At 61.1% G+C, this 23,712-nt stretch carries 17 protein-coding genes; 14 read left to right on the forward strand and 3 right to left on the reverse strand.

Going from position 1 to position 23,712, the window contains the following annotated elements:
- Positions 1-94: 94 nt before the first annotated feature.
- The 3 genes from CPA56_RS06820 to CPA56_RS06830 form a co-directional block, all read right to left on the reverse strand.
- Positions 95-1,747 (reverse strand): LeoA/HP0731 family dynamin-like GTPase, encoded by a 1,653-nt coding sequence (locus tag CPA56_RS06820; RefSeq protein ID WP_182041269.1) that lies wholly within the window; start codon positions 1,745-1,747, stop codon positions 95-97.
- A gap of 41 nt (positions 1,748-1,788) precedes the next feature.
- Positions 1,789-3,591 (reverse strand): GTPase domain-containing protein, encoded by a 1,803-nt coding sequence (locus tag CPA56_RS06825; protein ID WP_182041270.1) that lies wholly within the window; start codon positions 3,589-3,591, stop codon positions 1,789-1,791.
- A gap of 80 nt (positions 3,592-3,671) precedes the next feature.
- A complete protein-coding gene (locus tag CPA56_RS06830) occupies positions 3,672-4,277 on the reverse strand; it encodes a regulatory protein RecX (RefSeq protein WP_182041271.1) in 606 nt (201 codons plus the stop codon).
- 91 nt (positions 4,278-4,368) lie between these two features.
- On the opposite strand from CPA56_RS06830, the gene CPA56_RS06835 reads away from it, so the two are divergent.
- The 14 genes from CPA56_RS06835 to CPA56_RS06900 all read left to right on the forward strand — a co-directional run bounded on the left by CPA56_RS06835 (position 4,369) and on the right by CPA56_RS06900 (position 23,683).
- Positions 4,369-6,009 (forward strand): D-aminopeptidase, encoded by a 1,641-nt coding sequence (locus CPA56_RS06835; RefSeq protein WP_182041272.1) that lies wholly within the window; start codon positions 4,369-4,371, stop codon positions 6,007-6,009.
- Between the two features lie 229 nt (positions 6,010-6,238).
- Positions 6,239-7,414, forward strand: coding sequence for an aspartate aminotransferase family protein (locus tag CPA56_RS06840; protein WP_182041450.1), 1,176 nt, complete (start codon positions 6,239-6,241; stop codon positions 7,412-7,414).
- A 12-nt stretch (positions 7,415-7,426) separates the two neighbouring features.
- The gene (gene argF, locus CPA56_RS06845; protein WP_182041273.1) at positions 7,427-8,395 is read left to right on the forward strand and encodes an ornithine carbamoyltransferase; all 969 of its coding nucleotides are present in this window, start codon (positions 7,427-7,429) and stop codon (positions 8,393-8,395) included.
- Between the two features lie 88 nt (positions 8,396-8,483).
- Positions 8,484-9,470, forward strand: a complete 987-nt coding sequence (hslO, locus tag CPA56_RS06850) for an Hsp33 family molecular chaperone HslO (RefSeq protein WP_182041274.1) — start codon at positions 8,484-8,486, stop codon at positions 9,468-9,470.
- Entirely contained in the window at positions 9,467-10,561 is a 1,095-nt protein-coding gene (locus tag CPA56_RS06855) for a hypothetical protein (protein WP_182041275.1), read from the forward strand. Before hslO ends, CPA56_RS06855 begins: the two co-directional genes overlap by 4 nt.
- Positions 10,548-11,402, forward strand: a complete 855-nt coding sequence (locus CPA56_RS06860) for a hypothetical protein (RefSeq protein WP_182041276.1) — start codon at positions 10,548-10,550, stop codon at positions 11,400-11,402. The genes CPA56_RS06855 and CPA56_RS06860 overlap by 14 nt, the downstream gene beginning before the upstream one ends.
- A gap of 142 nt (positions 11,403-11,544) precedes the next feature.
- Positions 11,545-12,321, forward strand: a complete 777-nt coding sequence (locus CPA56_RS06865; protein WP_182041277.1) for a gluconate 2-dehydrogenase subunit 3 family protein — start codon at positions 11,545-11,547, stop codon at positions 12,319-12,321.
- 6 nt (positions 12,322-12,327) lie between these two features.
- Entirely contained in the window at positions 12,328-14,121 is a 1,794-nt protein-coding gene (locus CPA56_RS06870; RefSeq protein WP_182041278.1) for a GMC family oxidoreductase, read from the forward strand.
- Positions 14,118-15,494: a c-type cytochrome gene (locus CPA56_RS06875; RefSeq protein ID WP_182041279.1), complete on the forward strand. Its 1,377-nt coding sequence runs from the start codon at positions 14,118-14,120 to the stop codon at positions 15,492-15,494. Before CPA56_RS06870 ends, CPA56_RS06875 begins: the two co-directional genes overlap by 4 nt.
- Before the next feature lie 273 nt (positions 15,495-15,767).
- On the forward strand, positions 15,768-19,034 hold the full coding sequence (locus CPA56_RS06880) for an efflux RND transporter permease subunit (protein ID WP_182041280.1): 3,267 nt from the start codon (positions 15,768-15,770) through the stop codon (positions 19,032-19,034).
- The gene (locus CPA56_RS06885; protein ID WP_182041281.1) at positions 19,034-20,233 is read left to right on the forward strand and encodes an efflux RND transporter periplasmic adaptor subunit; all 1,200 of its coding nucleotides are present in this window, start codon (positions 19,034-19,036) and stop codon (positions 20,231-20,233) included. Before CPA56_RS06880 ends, CPA56_RS06885 begins: the two co-directional genes overlap by 1 nt.
- Positions 20,234-20,241: 8 nt before the next feature.
- Complete coding sequence (locus tag CPA56_RS06890) at positions 20,242-21,900, forward strand: efflux transporter outer membrane subunit (RefSeq protein WP_407645665.1); 1,659 nt, start codon at positions 20,242-20,244, stop codon at positions 21,898-21,900.
- 136 nt (positions 21,901-22,036) lie between these two features.
- The gene (locus tag CPA56_RS06895) at positions 22,037-23,131 is read left to right on the forward strand and encodes a catalase (RefSeq protein ID WP_182041282.1); all 1,095 of its coding nucleotides are present in this window, start codon (positions 22,037-22,039) and stop codon (positions 23,129-23,131) included.
- Between the two features lie 3 nt (positions 23,132-23,134).
- Positions 23,135-23,683: a cytochrome b gene (locus tag CPA56_RS06900; protein ID WP_182041283.1), complete on the forward strand. Its 549-nt coding sequence runs from the start codon at positions 23,135-23,137 to the stop codon at positions 23,681-23,683.
- Positions 23,684-23,712: the final 29 nt, after the last annotated feature.

Below are 23,712 nucleotides of genomic sequence, written 5' to 3' on the forward strand. Positions count from 1 at the left end.
GCCACAATAACCTTACTCTTTCTACTTCACCAGCAGTGCCAAGAAGTACCATGTCTGAATACGTTAATGGTAAATCCCTGTCACTCCTCTCGGATCAGATATCAACAATCTGACTTTCATCAGGCAAGGCAGGAATTTCAATACCATACTGCTGACAAAGACGACGCCCTTCTTCAGCCCATTGGTAAATAGCCCTGAAAGCACGCCTCGCTTCTTCCCCTGCCTCACGAATAGCTTGAAAAGCGTTTTCCATTTGTGCCAACTGAGGGAAAAAGTTTTTCATAAAATCTGGAGAATCCAGAAGATCATTCAGATACTTTCTCTGCTCCTCCAACGCCGCCACGATCTCCTTCTTCTGGGTCTGAAAATTCTGCTCATCGTTATATTTTTTCCACATCATGATCCCCTCTATGATAGGACCAGCTGCGGCCAACCCGACATTAAGCTTGGAGGCAAGACCAATCGCTCCCCATGGCTTGAATTTTATACCCACCCCCAGAGCATCCCGTGCAGCAAGAACGGTGGAACCTGAGATAAACCCGCCCTTCTGCACATAGTCAGCACCTTTTGCTACGTTCCTCAGAAACGCCCAGTCAGATTCGGAATCCCTGAAAGCCACTGTCATTGCTTCCAGCTGATGAAGGATTGTTCCCAGCTCTTCCTCAAAGTGCAGCTGGATATTGCGCTGCAATCTTCCTCCATTTTCACCAATATGGCGGTAAAAAAACTCCTCAAAATCTTCTGAAGCGGTATGCTTGAGCTGAACAATCAAATCAGAGAAATAATTCTCCACCCAGCGGCATAATGCCAGCCGGGACTCGACTGCTTCCCGCCTGAAACGCTCCAATTTATTGCTTTCCTGCCCTGCCTTCCGCAAGGCACGCTGTGCACTTCTGAACACCTCACCAGCCTGCTCAACTGCCGGAATCATCTGGCGTTTGGTCACATCCCGCACAATACTCAAGGCAGTCTGCTTTTTGACCTGCTCCGCTCCTCCAGAACGAACAAGCATCTGATCTGTAGTTTTCTGCAAATCCCCTATATGGGACAGACCACGGAACTCCTCCGCATTTTCAGGTTGCGACCAATATTCTACCCCCTCATCGAAGGGATTCGCAGAAACGGCAACAATTAAAAGCTGCCCCCTCTCTTCTTTACCAAGCCCGATCAGATCATCAAGACGGCCGATGACAGCCTCTCTCTTGACAGCCAAATGCCTCTGAAAATCCTCCTCATCCTCAACATCTGCAATCTTATCAAACTGGCTCAACACAAATACCGTGCGCGACAGAAGATTTAACTCCCGAAATAACCAGTGTAACTCTTGAGCATGAGACTCTTTAATAGGATTGGAAGGATCAAGCACATAAAGAAGAATATCGGCCTCACTGACATACTTACGGGTCATATCCCTATAAGTCTGTGCATCGCCATCACTAATATTCTTTTCCTTGAATCCAAAAAGGCCAGGTGTATCCACAAGCTGCACACCACCATCCACCTCATAAACGGTAACTGCACTGGGTGATTCAGCCTGGCTGATCTTCATATCTTCTCTCGGTTTCCCCAACCATGCAGAAGCAATGGATGTTTTTCCCACAGAGAAACCACCAACGAGAACAACCCGCAACAAACTGTCATTTCTATCCAAGGCTGCCAGCTTTTCTTTTACCTCAATGGGTATCTGCACACCGCACTGTTCGCCTTTTTCCAGAAATGCCTTCACCTTCTGAATCTCACCCGACATATCCATCTCCTCTCTTCCACATTACGTCTTCACAAAAAACATTACCCAACAGAAACACTATGTACACTCAGCTTTTTCAGGTCGCCCAATACTCTTTCCAGATCACTATTCATTTCTTTTATAATGTTATACATACTTAAGCACACATCTCTCTCCTCAGAAAATGATCTCAATATGGAATGAATTACATTCGCCAATTCCTTTACAACCCCACCTAAAACAGCATCCAATTTTGAAGATAGTTTAGGTCTTACCTTATCCAATTCTTTATTCAGAACCTTTCCCTGATTTTTTTTCTTATCACCAAACAATCCCCTGAGACCATTTAAGGCACCGAGAAACGCGCCAAACAATCCTAAGATCAAAGCCCATCCGCTAGAAAAAATGGTAGCAACAACTGCTCCCACCAAAGCCCCTGACAACTTTCCCCACTCAATCCCGCTTTCCACCTCACTATCAATCCTATGATCAAGATGCTCCAGAAAGTCGGTGTGAGAAGCATAGAGTCCATCTTCCATATTCACAGCGCGATCTTTCAAGATGCTCTTTGTGGAGGCCTTCACGTTTTCCACCATACGACCAACCGCCTCGCCCGTTAGCCTCGCCAGATAAGGGCGCACCGCCTTTAGAGTTTCCTCCAATTTATTTTTAAATTCTTTATTTCCCAGTCCAGCCTCAATCGCCGCCCCCATCTCGCAACGCACTTTCATTACAATTTCGTCAACAATTCCATCCCGTACCCGACGGGTATTTCTGTTAATATCATCAACTACTTCTTCTAATGGTGAAGAAACCTCCTGCAAAAATTCCTGCATATTCTTTCCCACACCCAAAAATTCATTCAATATACTCTTTCTGAAGTTCTTGACACTATCCTCAAATAAAATAACTATCTTCCTTATATTACCTGCCAGCAACTGCTCATCCGCGGGAAGATCAGCCCGAAGCACATCAATGAACTGCTCAAGACCAGATTTATCCAGCAACTCTTCCCGAGATATCCGTGTCAGGAACTTGCGCTGCTCTGTCAGCAGATCAGCTTTTGCCTCTTCATCCAGAAGTGCCAGAAAAGCCGGTCTGGCACTAAGCACAAGACATTCCCTATATCTCTCCCCCAGTACCGCACGCATCTTCCCATCAAGAGAATTTTCACCCTCATGGAGGCTCCTCCATGTATCGGATTTCTCTTCCAGCAAAGGATGCTTCAACGCCCTGACATTCTGAATTTTCTTGTTCCATACAGCCCATATATGCGCCTGGGCCGCCATATGCTTCTTCATCTTTTCCAGCGTACCCGCTCTGTCTTTCTCTCCTCCCTGCGGGGGCTGGGCCTTATCAGTCACGAAAAAAATAGCATGTGAGATGGAAAGAGCTTTCTCTATTTCCTTACCAACTTCCTTTTCCTTGCCTTCGATCCCCGGCACATCAACCAATGTGAAAGAACGCCCCTCGAAATTGCATGGATATAACTTTATTCTCCTGCTGAAATCACTGCGACCGTCTCCAATCTCCTTCCCCGCTTCTGTACTGCTTCCTCCCGCATACAGGCGGATGGCCTCAATAAGAGTGGACTTTCCCGCATTAGTTTCACCGTAAAAAGCCACATGTGGAGCATCCCACTTCAGCTTCTCCACGACCCCTTCCAACTTTTCCAATGAAGATTTTTTCTCAGACTCTACCTTCTCAATCGCTTTCCCTATCAAGAGGCGAAATTTATCAGAGGAAACTCCTTCTTTTGAAAAAAGACATAAATTTTCTATACCCCTATCATATATATATTCTATTTCCCCCAAAGTTCTCTGGCACACACTTTCAAGCTGTGAACAACCCTTCAAAGTACCCATTAAGTCCCCCGGTAGAAAATTCTATTTTATTAGACAATGTCAGTACGTTTGAATAATTTTCAATATGAAAATTAAACCCATCACAGGGACCGGAACTCAATGATGAGGTCTTCCGCTTCTTCCTTGTCCATGTCGAGGGCCTTCACGGCGATGTCCTGCGAGAAACCGTTGCGGGCGAAAATGGCCAGCACCTTCATGCGCTCCTTCTCCGGCCTGCCGGGCCTGTGGAACGGCCCGACCGTCCTCTTGCGGGCCAGAACGAGCGCGGCGGCCAGCTCGGCCTGGCGGGCACGGTCCTCCCCGACCTCCCCGAGGCTCTCATCCACCGCCTGCCGGATAGTCTCACCATCCACACCCTTGGCCTGAAGATGGGCCTGCACGGCCCGGCGGGACCGCCCGGAACGGGCCAGATTGCGGGCCTTCGACCGGGAAAAACCGGCGTCATCCACGGCACCGAGACGCTCCATCTCCTCCACGATCCGGTCGATCAGGGGCTGGCAGGCTTCCTCATGCAGGGCCGCCTCCTCGGCGAACATGCCTGCACGGACAGCCCGCACGCCCCAGCGGCGGACACGCCGCTGCAGCACCTGCCGCAGATTCTGGCGGGTCGTGGCAAAGCGGGCCAGATGGGCCAGAGCCGCCTCTTTCAGGCTCTGATGGTCCGGTGAAGGTGGGATAACATCCATGCGATCAGTCCATAACCCGTCTTGCCCCGTCCGTCCAAAATCTTCATCACTGGAGGAGGCCTCCGTCCATCCTACCCGCCTGTGAGTTTCCATGCACGCACAACGCTCCTCCCTGTCCAGAAACGAACGTCTGGATGCAGAAATGCACGCCATAGCCGCCCGTCATCCCGGACCCGGCGGAGCGGCCGTCGTCCTGCATGAGGGAGAGGTGATCGCCAGACACTGCTGGGGCTATGCCTCCCTGGAACGCCGCCTGCCCTTCACGTCCTCCAGCCTGTTCCGCATCTGTTCCATCACGAAGCAGTTCACCTGCGCCACCCTGCTGGACCGCTACGAAGACCCGGAAATCCTCGCCCCGTACATCCGCAGGCGGCTGCCCAGGCTCCGGTCCGACCCGCCCACCGTCATGCAGCTGGCCCACAACCAGTCGGGCCTGCGGGACTACTGGGCCGTGGCCATGCTGCATGGTGCCGCCATTGAAGGAACGTTCAGCCCGGCCGATTCCGACCGTGTCATTGCCGGGACACGGTCCCTCCAGTTTCTCCCCGGCACATCCTATTCCTACGTCAACCAGAATTTCCGCCTGATTTCCGAGGCGATGGAGGAAGAGAGCGGGCTGAGCTTTGCCGAGCTGCTCCAGCAGCATGTTTTCGACAGGGTCGGCATGAGGCGGGCCATCCTGGCGGCGGAAACCAGTGCCCTGCCCGATGGCACGACCGGCTATGAAGGCACGCAGGAGGGTGGCTACTGGCCAGCCCGCAACCACATCCACTGGACGGGCGATGCCGGAATGGGGGCCTCGCTGGACGACATGATCGCCTGGGAAACGTTCATCGACCGGCAACGTGACGACCCGAAGGGCCTCTACAACCGCATGAGCCGCCCCGTGCAGTTCGACAACGGGCACAAGGCCCCTTACGGGTTCGGCCTTCAGCATGGCACGGTCGCAGGCCACGAGATCACGGCCCATGGCGGAGCCCTGCGGGGCTGGCGGTCCCACCGGCTGCACTGCGCCGCCCTGCGTCTCTCCGTCGTGGTCCTCTTCAACCACATGTCCCCGGCCCAGCAGGCTGCCGCCAGCCTCTTCCGGGCCTTTCTGGGAGAAGACGGAAAACCGGCGGCCAGAACGCCCCCTTCCGGCAGTCCGCAGGAACCACATGCCCTGGAAGGCCTCTGGCTGGATGAAGAAACAGGCCTCTCCGCCCGCATCACCGCAGCGGAACCGGGTCAGCTCCAGCTCCGCTATCTCATGCTGCCGGAACCGCTGGACATCATCTCCCCCCAGCTCGCCGAGGCCGGGTCAGTCCGCCTCCGCCACATCCAGGACGGGCAGATGCAGACCGGCACGCAGGGAGCCTCCGGCCCCCACATCATCATGGGTCGGCCAGGAGAGAACCGGCATGTCCGCCTGCGCCCGTATCCCGACACACCCCAGCCCGACCCTTCGGAACTTGCCGGAGAGTATGAATGTGAGGAGCTGGACGGGTCCCGCTTCACCATCACCTTCCGGGGCGGGCTGCTGCATGGCGGGTTCTCCGGCATTCTGGGGACCGGACGGATGGAACGGCTGACCGCTCTGGGACCCGATCTGTGGACCTTCCCCTGTCCCCGTGCCCTCGACCACACCCCGCCCGGAGACTGGACGCTGCACTTCCAGCGGCGCAACGGGCGCATCCACCAGCTGCGGGCCAGCTGCTGGCTCGCCCGGAACCTCGTCTATCAGCGTCTGTGAGGCCAGCCTTTCCGCCCGGCCCATACGCCATGATGCCAAAGGCCTGATTCGTCCATCCTGACAAAACAGGATTTGACGATTCTTTTTTCTGCAAGCAGTATGGCTGGGCAGTCTCCCCTGATCTGGTGATACGGACAGGGGCGTTTTCTGTTGGAGGCACAAAAACGGGCCGCATGGCAGGAAACATGGCTGCGTGTCATTGTTTTTTCAGACCGGGAACGCGTCCATCATGATCGCCTCCATCATGCCGAATTACAAACGCTTTGACCTCGCCTTTGATCATGGCGAAGGCCTCTGGCTCACCGGCACGGATGGACGACGCTATCTGGACTTCGGAGCCGGGATTGCCGTCTCCTCCCTCGGGCACAGTCATCCGGCCCTCGTGAAGGCCATCACCGAACAGGCCGGGAAGGTCATCCACGTCTCGAACCTCTATCAGGTTCCGCAGGCCAGGGCACTGGCCGACCTGCTGGTGGCGAACAGCTTTGCGGACTCCGTCCTCTTCTGCAATTCTGGAGCGGAGGCCAACGAAGGTCTCATCAAGCTGATCCGGCGTGCCCAGTACAGGAACGGCCATCCTGAACGCACCCGCATCATCTGCTTCAGCAACGCCTTCCACGGCCGGACGCTGGCCACCATCTCCGCCACCGGGAACCCGGCCTATCTTGAAGGGTTCGGCACGCCCGTGGATGGCTTCGACCATGTGCCCTTCAACGACATCGACGCCGTGCGGGCCGCCGTGACGGACCAGACGGCCGGCATCCTGCTGGAACCCGTACAGGGGGAAAGCGGCATCCGGGCGGCGCATCATGAGTTCCTCCGTCAGCTCCGTGCCCTGTGTGATGAGAAAGGTCTGTATCTCGGCATTGACGAGGTGCAGAGCGGCATGGGCCGCACGGGCACCCTCTTCGCCTTCGAGCAGGCCGGAATCACGCCGGATGTCGTCTCCTCCGCCAAGGGCATCGGGGGCGGCTTCCCGCTGGGAGCGGTACTGGCCCGTGAAGAGCTGGCCAGACACCTCACGCCCGGCACGCATGGCACGACCTATGGCGGCAATCCCCTGGCCTGTGCCGCCGGTCTGGCCGTGGTGAAAGAAATACTGGCCCCCGGCTTTCTGGACCATGTCCGCAGGACCGGCCAGGCCTTTGGAGAGATGCTCCAGAAATGCGTGACGGACCATCCCGCCATCTTTGAGGAAGCCCGTGGTGTCGGGCTGATGCGGGGCCTGCGCTGCCGCATCCCCGCCGGTGATGTTCTTGCCGCCGTCATGGCCGAGGGCCTGCTGGCCATCGGTGCAGGCGACAACGTGCTGCGCCTGGTGCCGCCCCTCATCGCAACCGAGGCTGACTGTCAGGAAGCCTGCACCCGCATCGGGCGTGCCGCTCACGCCCTTGCCAACAAGTAAGGAGACCCGTGCATGGGCACCAGCAACGCCTCATCGCCCCGTCACTTCCTTGACATCAAGGACCACTCCACCGAGACGCTGCGGCACATCCTCTCGCTTGCCGCCCGGGTCAAGGCCCTCCAGCAGGGGCGCAGGCACCCGCTCTGCCCCGGCCTGCCGCTGGCCGGCCGTGCGCTCGGGCTGATGATGTCCCGCCCCTCCACACGCACCCGCGTGTCCTTCGAGGTCGGCATGAAGCAGCTTGGCGGGACCGTCAACGTGCTGACCCCGTCAGAGATGCAGCTGGGCCGTGGCGAGAGCATCGCCGACACGGCCCGGGTCCTGTCCCGCTTTCTGGACGTCATCACCCTGCGGACGGGTACGGACGCAAACCTGCGGGAACTCGCCCGCTGGAGCAGCGTCCCCGTCATCAACGGGCTGACACCCATCTCCCACCCCGTCCAGATTCTGGCCGACATCCTCACCTTCGAGGAGCATCGTGGCCCGATCACCGGCAGGAAACTGGCCTGGATCGGTGACGGCAACAATGTCGCCACCTCCCTGATCGAGGCGGCGGCCCGTCTCGGCTTCACCCTCCATCTGGCCACGCCGAAAGGGGAATTCATCCCCTCCGAGGTCGCCGTAGACTGGGCACGCGGGAATGGCGGTGACATCCACCTGACCCACGACCCCAGGGAAGCTGCGGAAGGAGCCGATGCCATCATCACGGACACATGGGTCAGCATGGGGGACAAGGATGCGGAAAAACGCCTCAAAATCTTCCGCCCCTACCATGTGGATGAGGCCATCATGGCCCTTGCCGCACCGGATGCCCTGTTCATGCACTGCCTGCCTGCCCATATAGGGGAGGAAGTCAGCGAGGCCGTTTTTGAAAGCCCGGCCTCCGTCGTGTTCGATGAAGCAGAAAACCGCCTGCATGCCCAGAAGGGACTTCTGCTCTGGTGTCTGGAGAAAGACGATCTTTCAGCCTATCAGAGCTGAATTCTGACCTGTCTTCCATCCTGATCCTCCTCCCGCACGGGGGGAAACGTTCAGGATGGAAGACAGGACAGGCCGGACAGAGAGGATTATGACCCCGGTGACAGAAACCACGCCCTCCACGGAAGCCAGACGCCCGCATGACGTGCCTGACCTCACGGTCGCCCATGCCATCACGCCCTTCCATCTTGGCCATGTTCCCGTCCGGGGACGGCTGATCACGCTCGGCCCGCTGGCCGGTGCCATCCTCTCCCGTCACGACGGGCTGCCGGAGCCGGTCCGCCTCCTTGGCGGGCAGGCCCTCGCCCTCGTGGCCGCCATGGCGACCGCCCTCAAGTTCAAAGGGTCCTTCTCCCTTCAAGTAAAAGGGGATGGGCCGGTCTCCCTCTTTCTGGCGGACTGCACCGATACGGGCGAGCTGCGCTTCACGGCCCGCATGGCCGAGGATCACCCCACCCCCCTGCCGGACGATGCCCCCGGCCTTCTGGGCAAGGGCTACATGGCCTTCACCGTGGACCAGGGACCGAACACGGAACTGTATCAGGGAATTGTCGGGCTGGAGGGCAAGGACCTCTCCGAAATGGCCGTCCATTACTTCCAGACCAGTGAACAGCATGACTGCGCCATCCATCTCTTTTCCCGCCATACGGAAGCGGGATGGCAGGCCGGTGCCCTCGTGCTGGAACGCCTGCCGGACAGCACGCCCCTGGTCGACAATGACGACCAGAAACATGCCGAGGCCACCATCCAGGACCTGTGGGAGACGGCCCGCACCTTCGGTCAGACCCTGGCGGCTGACGAGCTGTTCGACCCGTCCATTTCCCCCGCCACGCTCATCACCCGGCTTTTCGGGACGCTGGGCGTGGAGCTGGCCCCCGCCAGACCGCTCTCCTTCGGCTGCCGGTGCAGCCGGACACGCCTCCAGAGCGTGCTGGAACGCTTCAGCCGGGATGACCTCGACCACATGGCCCAGGATGGCGTGATCTCCATGGAATGCCACTTCTGCAACACGGCCTTCACGTTCGACCGTGACAGCCTACCTGCGGGCCGGGCTGAAGGCACCGCCGGACCGTCATGACGGTCGGACTTCCCCCCTCCCTTCACAGGGGCGGGCAGCCGCTGACACGGCTCTATCCCGGCTGGCAGGCCAGCGCACGCTATCGTGCCCCTGCGGACGGGCTGGACGTCCTGAGCCTCCACCATACGGAAACCGGGCAGGAAGCCTGCTGGTGGCTGTCCTCCGATGATGAGATTCTGGCCTGCCACGCCCTTGCGCTGGACAGCCACTGGAACGGGCAGATCATGGAGGCCATCGGCCCTGCCCTCCAGCAGTTCTGCGCAGCCCTGCTGAGCGGTGAGACACCCCTGCCGGATGACGGCACAGGGCTGCATGACTCTCTGGTCCCCCTGACCAGCCTGCCGTCCGTCGCCCAGTTCCAGCTTCTGGGCCTCTGGTTCCAGGCGGCTGTCGGCACCAGGCTGCGCCTCCTGTCCCCCGCCTCCCTGCCGGATGACGACGGGATACGGCCGGACACCCCCACCGCCCCGTTCGCACCGGGACGCCTCAGGCACCTGCTCGACACCCAGCCCGTCGGCCCGCACACCATGACCACCTCTCCCTTCAGCGGGCGTATGCTGCGGGCCGAACTGACCATGCCGACAGAGAAAGGTGTGGCCTGCCGTTTCAGCGATGAAGAAGACGGGCAGACCTTCTATCTCTTCTGGTATACCCCCACGGGCCGGAAGGCCCCTCCAAAGGACCGGAAACCCCTCTTCTATCACCCTGCGACACGGCTCCTGCTGGGAGACAGCCCTTTCCTCCCGCTCGTGCCGGTCTTCCTGCTGTCATGGTTCATCAGCAATCCGCACTGCGTGGAGGAACTGAGACACGCCCATCCCTTCCGTCTGGAAGATTACGGCGTGGGCCGGGCCTCCGCCCTGTGGGAAGAATTCATCCCGGCCACCCCCGCACCGGCTGCTGAAAAGCAGGAAGAGGCTGGACAAAACCGAACATCTTTTCCATTTTCATCTGAACTCTGGGTGCGGTCTTCCATCTTCAGGGCCGGTCAGGCGGCTGGCCTGCCGGGCAGGGAACGCTGGAAGAAATCCCCTCCGCAGAATCACGAAAAGACAACAGATGCCGGACATGAAAACCATGACGAATCATAGTGCCAGAAGGCCCCATCTGGTCAGCCGCATGAAGCTGCGTCCCTCTGTCTCCATCCTGGGGCTGTTCTGCGGGCTTTCCCTGCTGGCCGGCTGTGCCTCCGGAGGCTCCAGCGAGGAAAAATTTCCCGCACCGGACTACAGCTACCTTCCGCCGCTCAACCTGAATGTTGCCCAGGTTGACGTGAGCAACCAGGCCCGCCCGGATGGTGATGACCTGTCATCCAGCAGCCCGACCAACCCGGCCGACACGCTGGCCCTGATGGGGCACCAGCGTCTCCATGCCACGGGGTCCTCCGGGACGGCCAACCTCGCCATCACGAAAATCGAGATGACCAAGGCTCCCCACCACGCCCTCAGCGGGAGCTACACGGTCCAGCTGCACGTGGATGACGTGACGCACAACCATCATGGCTTCATCACGGCCCATGTCCAGCGCACGATTGATGCCCCCGGCAAGCTGGGGCTGGAGCACAATCTCCATACCCTCAATGCGCAGCTGATGGACGACATGAATGTCGAGCTGGAATATCAGGTCCGCAGTCATCTTTCCTCCTGGCTGACGGATGCCACCGGCACCCCGCTCAACGCCACGACCATCCAGAGCCAGGACCTGGGCGGCACGGACCTTCCCGCTCCGGGTGCGGCCGGTACCCAGCCGATGGCCGGAACTGTCCTGACCGGGGCGACCGCAACGGCAGCCCGGCCCGTGAGTAATGCCGCCGGGGCGGCAAGTACAGCCACAAGTAACTGGCCAAGGCAGACCGATACAGGCATGGACCAAACAGCCCCTGCCACCCGTATCCACTCTCCGCCCCCGGGTATGCTGACCCTCCCCCAGTAATGAATCGTAAACCATCTCACGGGGGATAAAGAAACCGGACAGCAGGAATGACAGCAGATTAACTTGTATTCTGCTGTCATTTTTCCCATTCTGGCATCCCTTCAGATAATTGTTCTTGTTCAGGACCGGGCCGTACCGTGCGATGACATCATCTTCTCCTCCCCGCTCTTACGGTGCTTCAGCCCCGCTGTCCCGGCGTGGCTTCATGGGGGGAGCGGCCTCGCTCTCCAGCGTGCCCCTGCTCAGCCGTACGGCAGAAGCCGAACCGGACAAGAAGGCTCCGAAAGTGCCGGAGAACGATCCGGCCCATTACAAACCCACCTTTTTCAGCCAGGAAGAATATCTCTTTCTCTGCCATGCCTGCGAGCGCATCTTCCCGCAGGATGAGAACGGCCCGGGGGCTCAGGCCCTTGGTGCTCCCCGCTTCATCGACAGGCAGATGTCCACGCCCTATGGCTTCGGTGATCTCTGGTACATGAAGGCCCCTTTCCACGAGGGGCCGCCCGAGCTGGGCTATCAGCTGCCATACAACCCCCGGGACCTTTACCGGGGCACCATCACCCCCATCAACACGCACTGCCTCATGACCTACAACGCCCTGTTCGCCGCCCTTCCTCCGGACCGGCAGGACGAGGTCCTGCATGACATGGAAAACAACAGGCTCCGCTTCAACGACATTCCCGGTGCCGCCTTCTTCGAGCAGCTCCGCACCAACACGCTGGAAGGAGCCTTCGCCGACCCCGCCTACGGGGGCAACCACGACATGGGGGGCTGGAAGATGATGGGCTTCCCCGGTGCCCGGGCGGACTTCATGGACTGGATCAATCAGGAGGGTGCCCCCTATCCTTTCGGGCCGGTCGGCATGCCCGCCAGACCTGATCCGTACAGCTCTGCTTTCCAGACCGACGAGGAGGGCTGACCCTTCATGCCTGACGAAACATCCACCCCCACCAGACCGGACGTCCTTATCATCGGCGGCGGCTGGGCCGGCAGCATCATGGCCAAGGAACTGACCGAAGCCGGGCTGAACGTCACCATGCTGGAACGCGGGCACGACCACAGCACGGCCGTGGAAGGCACCTATCCCGGCTCGATTGACGAGCTGCGGGGGGCCATACGCAAACGCCTCTTCCAGAAACTGGCCCGCACGTCCCTGACCATCCGCAACCGCCCGGACCAGACGGCCCTGCCCTACCGCCAGCTGACGGCCTTCCTGCCAGGAGAGGGGGTCGGAGGAGCCGGGCTGCACTGGTCAGGCTGCCATTTCCGGGCCACGGAAGATGACCTTCGCCTGCGCAGTGCCACCATCGAACGCTACGGGGAAAACTTCATCCCCAAGGACATGCACCTTCAGGATTACGGTGTCACCTATGGCGAGCTGGAACCGTTCTTCGACAAGGCGGAGAAGGTTTTCGGCACCTCCGGGGAGGCCTCGTCCGTAAGAGGGCAGAAGACGGGCCGGGGCAACATCTTTGCCCCGGACCGCTCTGACCATTTTCCCCTCCCCCCCATGGCGGACACCTTCTCGGCCAGCGTGTTCCGTGCCGCCGCCACCGACATGGGCTACCATCCCTTCAGCATCCCCGCCGCCAATGCGTCGCAGCCCTACACGAACCCCTATGGCTGCCAGATGGGGCCGTGCAACTTCTGCGGCTATTGCAGCGGCTATGCCTGCTACCTCTATTCCAAGGCCTCGCCCAACGTGAACATCCTGCCCGCCCTGCGGCAGGACAGGCGTTTCACGCTCATCACGCAGGCGCAGGTCCTGGAGATCATGCTCGATGACACCCACAAGAAGGCCACCGGCGTGCGGTATGTCGATCTCAGCAGCCGCACTGAAAAAACGCTGGAAGCCGACCTCGTCATCCTCAGTGCCTTCCAGCTCCACAATGTCCATCTCATGCTGGTCTCCGGCATCGGGCAGCCCTATGACCCCGTCACCCAGACCGGTACGATAGGCCGCAACTTCACCTATCAGACCATCACCTCCTCCCGTGTCTGGCTGCCGGAAGACCGTTTCACGAGCCAGTTCGTCGGAGCGGGGGGGGCCGGTGTGGCCATCGACGATTTCAACCACCCCGGCTTCGACCGGGGCCGGCTCGGTTTCATCGGCGGCTCGCCCATCTGGGTCAACCAGGCCGGCCTCAAACCCATCGCCGCCGCACAAGGCAGCGGGGGGAAAGGGGCTCCACGCTGGGGCAGTGCCTACAAGTCGGCCATGATCGACCAGTACCGGCACTCGCTCGGCATTGATGCCCACGGCAGCAACATGGCCTACCGGGATGTCTATCTCGACCTCGACCCCACATGGACCAATGCCTACGGCCAGCCCCTCCTCCGGATGACCTTCACCTGGAAGGACAACGACATCCGCATGAACCAGCATGTCGTCAGCCATATCGGGGACATCGCCCATGCGATGGGTGCCACACGGACAAGCCTGAACAGCCTCCAGCCGGGCCAGCCTTTCGACAGCCGGGTCTATCAGACCACGCACCTCAACGGTGGCGTCATCATGGGGGAGAACCCCAAAACCAGTGCCCTGAACCGCTACCTCCAGAGCTGGGATGTGCCGAACCTGTTCGTCATCGGCTCCAGTGCCTTCCCGCAGGGGATGGGCTACAACCCGACGGGGCTGGTCGCCGCACTGGCCTACTGGTCCGCCCACCACATCCGCCGGACCTATCTCCGCAATCCCGGCCCGATGGTAAGCGCATGACCGTCCTTTCCCCCCGTCCCACCATCAGGAAACGCCTGTCCTCCGCCCGTGCCCTCCTTCTGGCAGGGCTGGGCCTGCTCGGCCTAGGAAGCTCCGGCCTGCCAGCCCGCCCCGCACTGGCTACGGATTCTCCCCTGCCTGCCGGCCTGATCGAGGAAGGCCACTATCAGGCGGTACTGGGAGACTGTGCCGCCTGCCACACCCAGCCCGGCCGTGCGCCCTACAGCGGAGGAATGCCCTTCAAGCTCCCCATAGGGACCATCTACTCCACCAACATCTCGCCAGACCCCGTCCACGGCATCGGCCGCTATACCGAGGCCGAGTTTGCCCGGGCCGTCCAGCTGGGCATCCGCAAGGATGGAAGTGCCCTCTATCCGGCCATGCCCTATCCGTCCTATGCCCGGCTGAGCAAGGCGGACATCCACGCCCTCTATGTCTATTTCCAGAGGGGCGTCGCTCCACAGCCCGTATCCCCTCCCCCGAACGGACTGATCTGGCCGCTCTCCATGCGCTGGCCGCTGCACATCTGGCGGTGGCTGTTCTCTCCCTCCATCCAGTCGGCCCAGCTCCGCACCAACAACCAGTTCTCCGACCCCGTCCTCGCCCGTGGGGCCTATCTGGTGGAAGGCCCCGGCCATTGCGGGGCCTGCCACAGCCCCCGCAGCATCACCCTCAACGAGAAGGCCCAGACCGCCAAGGACGGGCCGCTCTTCCTCTCCGGCGGTGGCGTGGTGGAACAGTGGGTCGTTCCCTCCCTCCGGCAGGAGAACCGCACGGGCCTGGGCCGCTGGAGCGAGCAGGACATCGTGGACTTCCTCCGCACGGGCCGGGCACGGACGGGAGCCAGCTTTGGCGGCATGACGCCCGTCATCGTCCACAGTGCCCATGCCTTCAAGGATGACGACCTCCACGCCATCGCCCGCTATCTGAAGCAGCTGGCCCCGGCACGGAAGGAAACGCCCTGGGTCTACGACCCCACGACGACGGAAAGGCTGCGTCAGGCCGATCTCTCCCAGCCGGGAGCGCAGACCTATGTGGACCGCTGCGCAGCCTGCCACCGCACGGACGGAGCCGGTTATGGCACGGTCTTTCCCCCTCTGGCGGGCAATCCCGTCGTCATGACCGATGATGCCACGTCGCTCATCCACATCATCCTGGCCGGTGACAGCACCCATGCCCTGCCGACGACACCATCGGCCTTCGCCATGCCCAGTTTTGCCGACACGCTCTCCGACAAAGAGATTGCCGACCTCGTCAGCTTCATCCGGCAGAGCTGGGGCAACAACGCCCGGGCGGTGAAAGAAGGGACCGTCCGGCGCATACGTCAGAACCTGCCCCAGCTGGAAACGCCTGCCCAGCTGCCCAAGAACTGACCCCTCATGAAAAAAGGGCGGCCCGCATGGAGATGCCGCCCTTTCATGAACTCATGACATTCCCGTAACCCGAATCACCCTCTGAACGGTCCCCTCACGGAATGTTTCGTCAGAAAAAAGACCCTCTCCCCTAACCTGCGGACAATAATGACTTTTCTTACAGGGCCGTCATAAAGCAGACTAAAACAGTATTTAATACGCCTCCCCGCCTTTTTTGCCTAAGTTGTTACAACTTCCTTCTGCCTCTGGAATAAAACTGGAACAGTTCTACCCATGAATGCCATTGTCGTCACCGCACTGAAGCGGCCTCTGACCTTTGTGGTACTGTCCATCCTGATCGTGATGTTCGGGGTGATGTCAGTCTTCAAAACACCGACTGACGTCTTTCCGAATATCAAGATCCCGGTGGTCTCTGCCGTCTGGACCTATGGCGGGATGCTGCCTGAAGAGTTTGCAGGCCGCATCATCTACAATTACGAGCTGATGGTGACCTCCACCGTGGAGGGCATCGAGCACATGGAGTCCAACTCCTATTACGGGCGTGGGATCGTGACGATCTTCTTCCAGCCCGGGTCTGAGATTGGCGAGGCAGAGGCGGAAGTGACCGCCATTTCCCAGACCGTCATCAAGCAGCTGCCGGTGAACATCCCAGCCCCGATGATCATGCGGCTGGATGCGTCTTCCGTTCCGGTCATCTCGCTGCAGATCACCTCGGACAAGCAGACGCCGTCCGACCTCTACAAGCTGGCGATGATCCGTGTCCGTCCGCTTCTGGTCACCGTCGAGGGGGCCGTGGTGCCGCACCCCTATGGCGGGATGGACAGCTTCGTGATGGTCACGCTGAACCAGGACCAGCTGCGGGCGCACCATCTCTCGGCCATGGACGTGCAGAACGCCATGCATGACCAGAACATCGTCCTGCCTGCCGGTGACCAGAAGATCGACGCCGTGGACTGGATGGTGCAGACCAACGCCACCCCCAAGAGCATGAAGGCCATCGGCAACATTCCGGTCAAACGGGTGGGCAATGCGGTGATCTACGTCCACGACGTGGCGGACGTCTATCGTGGCGGCCATCCGCAGACGAACCTCGTGCTCGTGAAGGGACGTCAGGGCGTCGAGGTCGTCGTCATGAAGAGCGGCGAGGCCTCCACGCTGGACGTGGTGGATGGCGTGAAGAAAGCCCTCCCCCGCCTGCGGGCCGTCCTGCCGGATGACGTGAAGGTCAGCATCCTGACCGACGCCTCCATCTTCGTGAAGGACGCCATCAAGGACGTGGTGCGGGAGATGGTCACAGCCGCCTTCCTGACCGGCATCGTGGTGCTGCTCTTCCTCGGCTCGTGGCGGTCCACCGTCATCATCGCCACCTCCATCCCGCTGGCCATCCTCTGCTCGGTCATCGGACTGAGCTGGGCCGGGGAATCCATCAACGTGATGACACTGGGCGGACTGGCCTTGGCGGTCGGCATCCTCGTGGACGACGCCACGGTGATGATCGAGAACATCGACACCCATCTCGAGATGGGCAAGGAGCTTGAACCTGCCATCATCGATGCCGCCAACCAGATCGTGACGGCGACCTTCGTCTCCACCACCTGCATCTGCATCGTGTGGCTGCCCCTGTTCGAGCTGGACGGCGTGGCCGGTTACCTCTTCCGCCCGATGGCGGAAGCCATCATCTTCGCCATGATCGCCTCCTTCGTCCTCTCCCGGACGCTGGTCCCGACCATGGCAAAATACCTGCTGGCCAGTCATGGCGGCCATGACATCCCGGACAGGGAGCAGCATACCGCCGAGGCCAACGCCGCCGCCGTGGCGGCCGGTCACCCGGCCAACCGTGGCGACGGGACGGACAGCCACAACCATTCCGCTCCCCTGCCGCCACGCAGCGGTGTCATGGGCTTCTTCATCCGCTTCCAGCGGGGTTTTGAGGAACGGTTCAACAGCTTCCGGGACAGCTATTACGCCATTCTGGTCCGCTGCGTGGAGCAGCGCGGACTGTTTGTCGGCATCTTCCTTGGCATTTCCGTCCTGTCACTGGGGCTTTACTTCACGGCCGGGCGGGACTTCTTCCCGGAGACGAAGTCCAACGCCCTCCAGATGCACATGCGGGCCCCGCTGGGTACCCGTATCGAGGTTGCGGGCCGTATTGCCGCCCTAGTCTCCGACCGCATCGAGCAGGACCTGCCCGGCCAGGTGGAAGAGATCGTCAGCAACTGCGGCCTGCCGGAAGGAGCGCACAACCAGGCCTTCATCCCGACACCGACCATCGGGACACAGGACTGCGACCTGACCATCGCCCTGAAGAACGAGGCCTCCCCCGTGTGGGATTATCGTGCCCTGCTGCGGAAGGACCTCTCCGCCCGCTTCCCCGGGACGGTCTTCACCTTCCAGCCGGCGGACCTGACGGCCAAGATCCTCAATTTCGGCTCTCCCGCACCGATCGACATCCAGATCAACGGGCCGGACATTGCCGACAATTATGACTATGCCCGCAAGATCATGACCCGCCTGCGGCACATCCCGGGGGCTGCCGATGTCGTCATCCAGCAGACGATGAAGACACCGACGCTGATGATCCGTGGCAACCGGACCTTCAGCCAGGCCACCGGCCTGACCGAGGCCGACCTCGCCAACAACCAGCTGATGACACTCTCCGGTTCCAGCACGGTGGACCCGCAGTTCTGGCTCGACCCCAGCAACGACGTCACCTTCCCGCTGAACACCTACGTCTCGCAGGACCAGCTGACGCATCTGAGCGACCTGCTGACCATTCCGGTGGACAAGGGGGACGGCAACCCGACCGGTACGGGCGACCAGCTTCTGGGCAGCATCAGCACCGTCGTGCCGACCGGCACGCCGGGTGAGGTGTCCCACTTCAACTCCATGCCGGAGGTGGACATCTACGTCTCCACCGAAGGACGGGACCTCGGGGCCGTGCTGACGGACGTCAAGAAGGTCATCAGCGACACGACCTCCCTGCTGCCCAAGACGGCCGCAACGGAGATTCATGGGGCCGCCGTGACCATGTACGGGGCCTATGGCCAGCTCATCATCGGTCTGATGGTCTCCATCGTGCTGATCTACCTGCTGATCGTCGTCAACTTCCAGTCCTGGATGGACCCGTTCATCATCATCACCGCCCTGCCCGGCGCACTGGCCGGGATCGCCTGGGCCCTGTTCCTGACCGGGACACGCCTGTCCGTCCCGGCCCTGACGGGAGCCATCATGTGCATGGGAACGGCCACGGCCAACTCCATCCTCGTGGTGTCCTTCGCCAGGGAGCGGATCGAGCTGCATGGCGATGCCCTCCGGGCGGCGACGGAAGCCGGACGGGAGCGCATACGCCCCGTGCTGATGACCGCCCTCGCCATGATCGTGGGCATGATCCCCATGGCGACCTCCAACTCCACCAATGCTCCACTGGGCCGGGCCGTGATTGGCGGGCTGATTGTCGCCACGCTGTCCACGCTGCTCTTCGTTCCCTGTGTCTATGCAATCATCCACAACCGTACCGCGCGTCATAAGGAGACCGTCTGATGGCCAGCATGTCCCGCAAACACAAATTACTGCTCGGCCTGATCGCCCTTGTGCTGGGCCTCTACATCATCGTGCTGCTGCTCGGCCGCATGGCCCACAACGCCCACCTGCATGACGTGGCGGAACAGAGTGCCGTGCCCAACGTGGCCATCATCCTGCCCCACAAGGCGGACAGCAAGGTGAGCCTCACGCTCCCCGGCACGATCGACGCCTGGTATCAGGCACCGATCTATGCACAGGTCTCCGGTTACGTGAAGATGTGGTACAAGGATTACGGTGCCGTCGTCCATCAGGGGGACGTGCTGGCCGAAATCAACGCCCCGGCACTGGATGCCCAGTACGCCCAGGCCCTGGCGGACCTTGACGCCCAGAAGGCAAAGTACAATCTGGCCTCCGTGACGGCCAACCGCTGGCGGGCCATGGGACACTCCCAGGCCGTGTCCGGGCAGTCCGTCTCCGTCGCCACGGCGGATGAGCAGGCCGCCTACGCCAAGATGGAGGCAGCCCAGCGCAACGTGGACCACTTCGCCGCCCTGGAGAAGTTCAAGCAGATCGTGGCACCGTTCGATGGTGTCGTGACAGCCCGCTCCATCAATGTGGGTGACTATGTCAACAGCGGGGGCGGACAGCTCAACGCCACTGGTGGGGCCTCCGAACTCTTCACCGTGGCGGACACGCACCGCCTGCGTCTCTTCATCTCCGTACCGGAAATCTTCTCCTACATGCTGACGGACGGGCTGACGGCGGAAGTCCACGTGCCGCAGTATCCGGACCGCATCTTCACGGCCAAGTTCCTGACGGCATCCCTCGGCTATGACCCCAACACGAGAACGGCCGTCTCCGAATTCACGCTGGACAATGCCGACCACGCCCTATGGCCGGGAACCTTCGCCTCCGTCTCGCTGAAGGCCAACAACAATGCCGCCCATCTGCTGAAGATTCCCACGGGGTCCCTCGTCTTCCAGGAGAAAGGAATGCAGGTGGCGACCGTGGACCAGAAGAACACCGTCCACTTCAAGAACATCCGTGTCGGCAAGATGGCGGACAGCTCCACCGAGGTACAGGCCGGCATCACGGCGGATGACCGCATCATCAACAACCCGCCTGCCGACCTTCTGGAAGGCGACCCCGTCCACATCGTGACACCGGCCCGTGGCTACAATCAGAGCGGCTGGGAAGAATCCGGAGATGATGACTGATGACCACCATGATCTCTGACCGTTTTTCCTCCATGAAGAAGACCCGCCGCAGGCTGGGCCGTCTTGCCCGCCGGGCTGCCCTTGGTGGCAGCCTGCTGGCCCTGACGGGCCTCGGTGCCTGCGACCTCGCCCCACGCTACGAACCGCCACACTTTGTCGTGCCGGACAGCTGGCAGGGACAGGCTCCCTTCGCCGTGGCGCAGCCCGCCGATGCCACCCTCCCCAGTGACTGGTGGACGCTCTTTCACGATCCGCTGCTGAATGCGCTGGAAGACCGGGCCATTGCCGAGAATGGCGACCTCCAGGCCGCCGCCGAGCGTTTCCTTCAGTCCCGCTCCCTTGTGGCCAAGGCCCGGGCGGACCTGCTCCCGCATCTCAGCCTTGATGCGGGCGGATCGGACAACAAGCAGTCGGCAGACAGGCTCTTCCGCAACGGGGCCACGCTGACCCAGACGCAGGAAGAATATGCCGGGCTGGCCTCGTGGGAACCGGACATCTGGTCCGCCATCCGCAACCGTGTCCGCATGAACCGGCAGGCCGCCCAGCAGGAGGCCGCCCGCTTCGCCATGGCACGGCTGAGCCTGGAGGCCGAGCTGGCCACCGACTACATCCAGCTGCGTGGCTATGATGCGCAGATCGCCATCTACCAGCAGTCCATCGCCTATTATAACCGGGCACTGGATGTCACCCGCACCCAGCTGCAATACAAGGCGGCCCCCCGGCTGGACCTCGCCCGGGCGGAAGCCCAGCTCTACACCACGCAGGCCGCCCTGTATGACATCCAGGCAGCCCGTGAGGTGACGGAACATGCCATCGCCGTGCTGACCAACAGTGCGCCCTCCAGCTTCCACATCGACCCGGTCAAGGCACTGGACTTCCACCAGCCCAACATTCCGGCGGGCGTGCCCTCAGGCCTGCTCCAGCGGCGGCCCGACATTGCCAGTGCGGAGCGTGAGATGGCCCAGGCCAACCGGGCCATCGGCATCGCCCGTGCCGCCTTCTATCCGCATTTCTCCCTCAATGCGGATGCCGGATTCGAGGCCAACGGCTTCAAGCTGGCCAATCTGGCCAACTCGCTCTGGACCTACGGTGCCCGCATGAACATTCCGCTCTTTGATGGCGGCGTGCATCGGGCGGAACTCCAGCGGTCATGGTCCGCCTATCGGGAGACACGGGACCAGTACCGCACGACCGTCCTCTCCGCCTTCCGGGAAGTGGAGGATGGCCTCTCCCGCACCAACCGCCTGAATCTGGAAAACCAGGCTCTGGAAAAGGCCGTCAACGCCAATCTGGAAACCCAGAACATGACCATGACGCTCTATCAGGGCGGTGTCGGAACCTATCTGGATGCCATTTTCAGCCAGGAAAACACCCTTCACAGCCGCATCACGCAGGTGGAGGTGGCCACAAGGCTGTATCAGGCTGACGTCTCGCTGATCCGCAGCCTCGGCGGCGGGTGGAACTCCAAGAACCTTCCCACGATGGCCGAGACACTGTCAGTCGGCGCCTTCCAGTATGAAGGGCTGCACCATCCCAGGCAGGTTGGTGACGTCAATGCCTCCGAACATCCTGAAGCTCATGAGGACCTGACCCATGATGCCCCGGATGCCGTAGGCCGTGGCACCAATGCCCACCTCAAGCCGCTCCCCATCGGGGCGATGCCCTGAGGCAGAGAACAGCTCCACCCGCCCCGTCCGGCGGGTGGAGTCTTCTGGGGCACAGCATCTGCTTTTCTTCCCGTCACTGATGACATCTGATACAGCCTGAGGACAGAGTTCCATCATCTGTTAGAAAGATCATCCAATGGCGCATTCCCCCCGCAAGGGCAGCCCGGCCCGCTGGGCAGCGGTCGTACTGCCGCCACTCTGTCTGGGTGGCCTGATGGCCTGGGCGGCTGGCGTTTTCAGTCCGGCCGCCGTATCTCCTTCCCACTTCATGCAGCGATTCCAGAAGGCCGGAGCACTGGACAGAGGCTTCCGCCGTGCCCATGCCAAGGGCATGTGCGCCACCGGCTGGTTCGACCCCACACCGGAGGGCCGTGCCCTGTCCCGCTCCGGCATCTTCAGGGGTGAGCACCTGCCCGTCATGGGTCGTTTCTCGCTGGCTCCACCGCTTCCCTACCTGCCGGACAACCCGGCCGTGGCCCGCAGTCTGGCCATGCAGATACGCACTCCAGCCGGAGAAGACTGGCGGATGGCCCTGGTGGATGCGCCTCTCCAGGCCATGCGGGACGTTGACGATGCCTACGCTTTCTTCAAGGCGGCCCGGCTGGACCCTGCAACCCATAAGCCGGACCCGGCCGCCATCCGAGCCTATGCAGCCCAGCGTCCCTGGCTGAAAACGGCCTTCGAGCAGGCAAAGTCTCACAAGCAGACGTCCGACCTGACCAACGACACCTACAACAGCCTCGACAGCTTCATCCTGACGGACGAAGCGGGAAAGAAGACGACCGTCCGCTGGTCTGCCGTGGCCAGGGAGCCTTTCCGTCCGGCTGCTGACAGCAGTGTCAATGATGGCAACTATCTCTTCAAGCGGCTGGTCCAGACGCTGGACCAGCGGCCGCTCAGCTGGGACATCGTCGCCACGATCGCCCGTGATGGTGACCCGGTCAATGACCCCAGCCAGCCCTGGAATGATGCCGACCAGAAGGTGACGGTCGGCACGGTGACGTTCACAAAGGCCTACAGCGAGGATGAAAGCCCCTGTGGCCCCATGGTGTTCGACCCCACCATCCTGCCGGACGGAATCGGCGTCTCTGACGACCCTCTGCTGGGCCTGCGCTCGTCAGTCTACATGAAGTCCTATGCGACCCGGTCTGCCGAGCACAAGACGCCCAGCATGGTCACGCCGGGCGACATCAACAACCCCACCCTCACCCCGGACGGAAAAGGCCAGTAAACCATGTCGTTTCCACAGAATACGGGCAATGCCGCTCCCTTCCCCCGCCTCTCCATCCTGCTGCACTGGGTGATGGCGGCCCTCATCATCATCATGCTCTTCGTCGGGCTGATCATGGCGCATGACTCCGCCGTCCACTATTCCAGTCTCTTCACGCTGCACCGCACGGTGGGTTTCCTGCTCCTGCTGCTGGTGATCGTCCGGCTCATCAACCGGTTTGCCAACCGCACCCCCGCCCTGCCGATGGACATGCCCGGCCCCATGAAGCTGGCCGCCCATCTCTCCCACATCCTGCTCTATGGCTTCATCATCGCCCTGCCGCTGGTCGGCTGGGCCATGCTCTCGGCTGGCGGATACCCGATCACCCTGTGGGGTGGCTGCCACATCCCGCCGCTCATGGGCTTCCATCCCCATCTGTGGGGTGCCCTGCGCTGCCTGCACAGCCTTCTGGCCTATGGGCTGATCCTGCTCATCCTCGCCCATATCGGTGCTGCCCTGCTGCACGGCATCATCCGGCGTGATGGTGTCATGGGCTCCATGCTGGGGCGGTAAAAACCCTCCAGACACGAAAAAAGGCGGCT

It is taken from the genome of Bombella mellum (assembly GCF_014048465.1).
Classification (GTDB): Bacteria; Pseudomonadota; Alphaproteobacteria; order Acetobacterales; family Acetobacteraceae; genus Bombella; species Bombella mellum.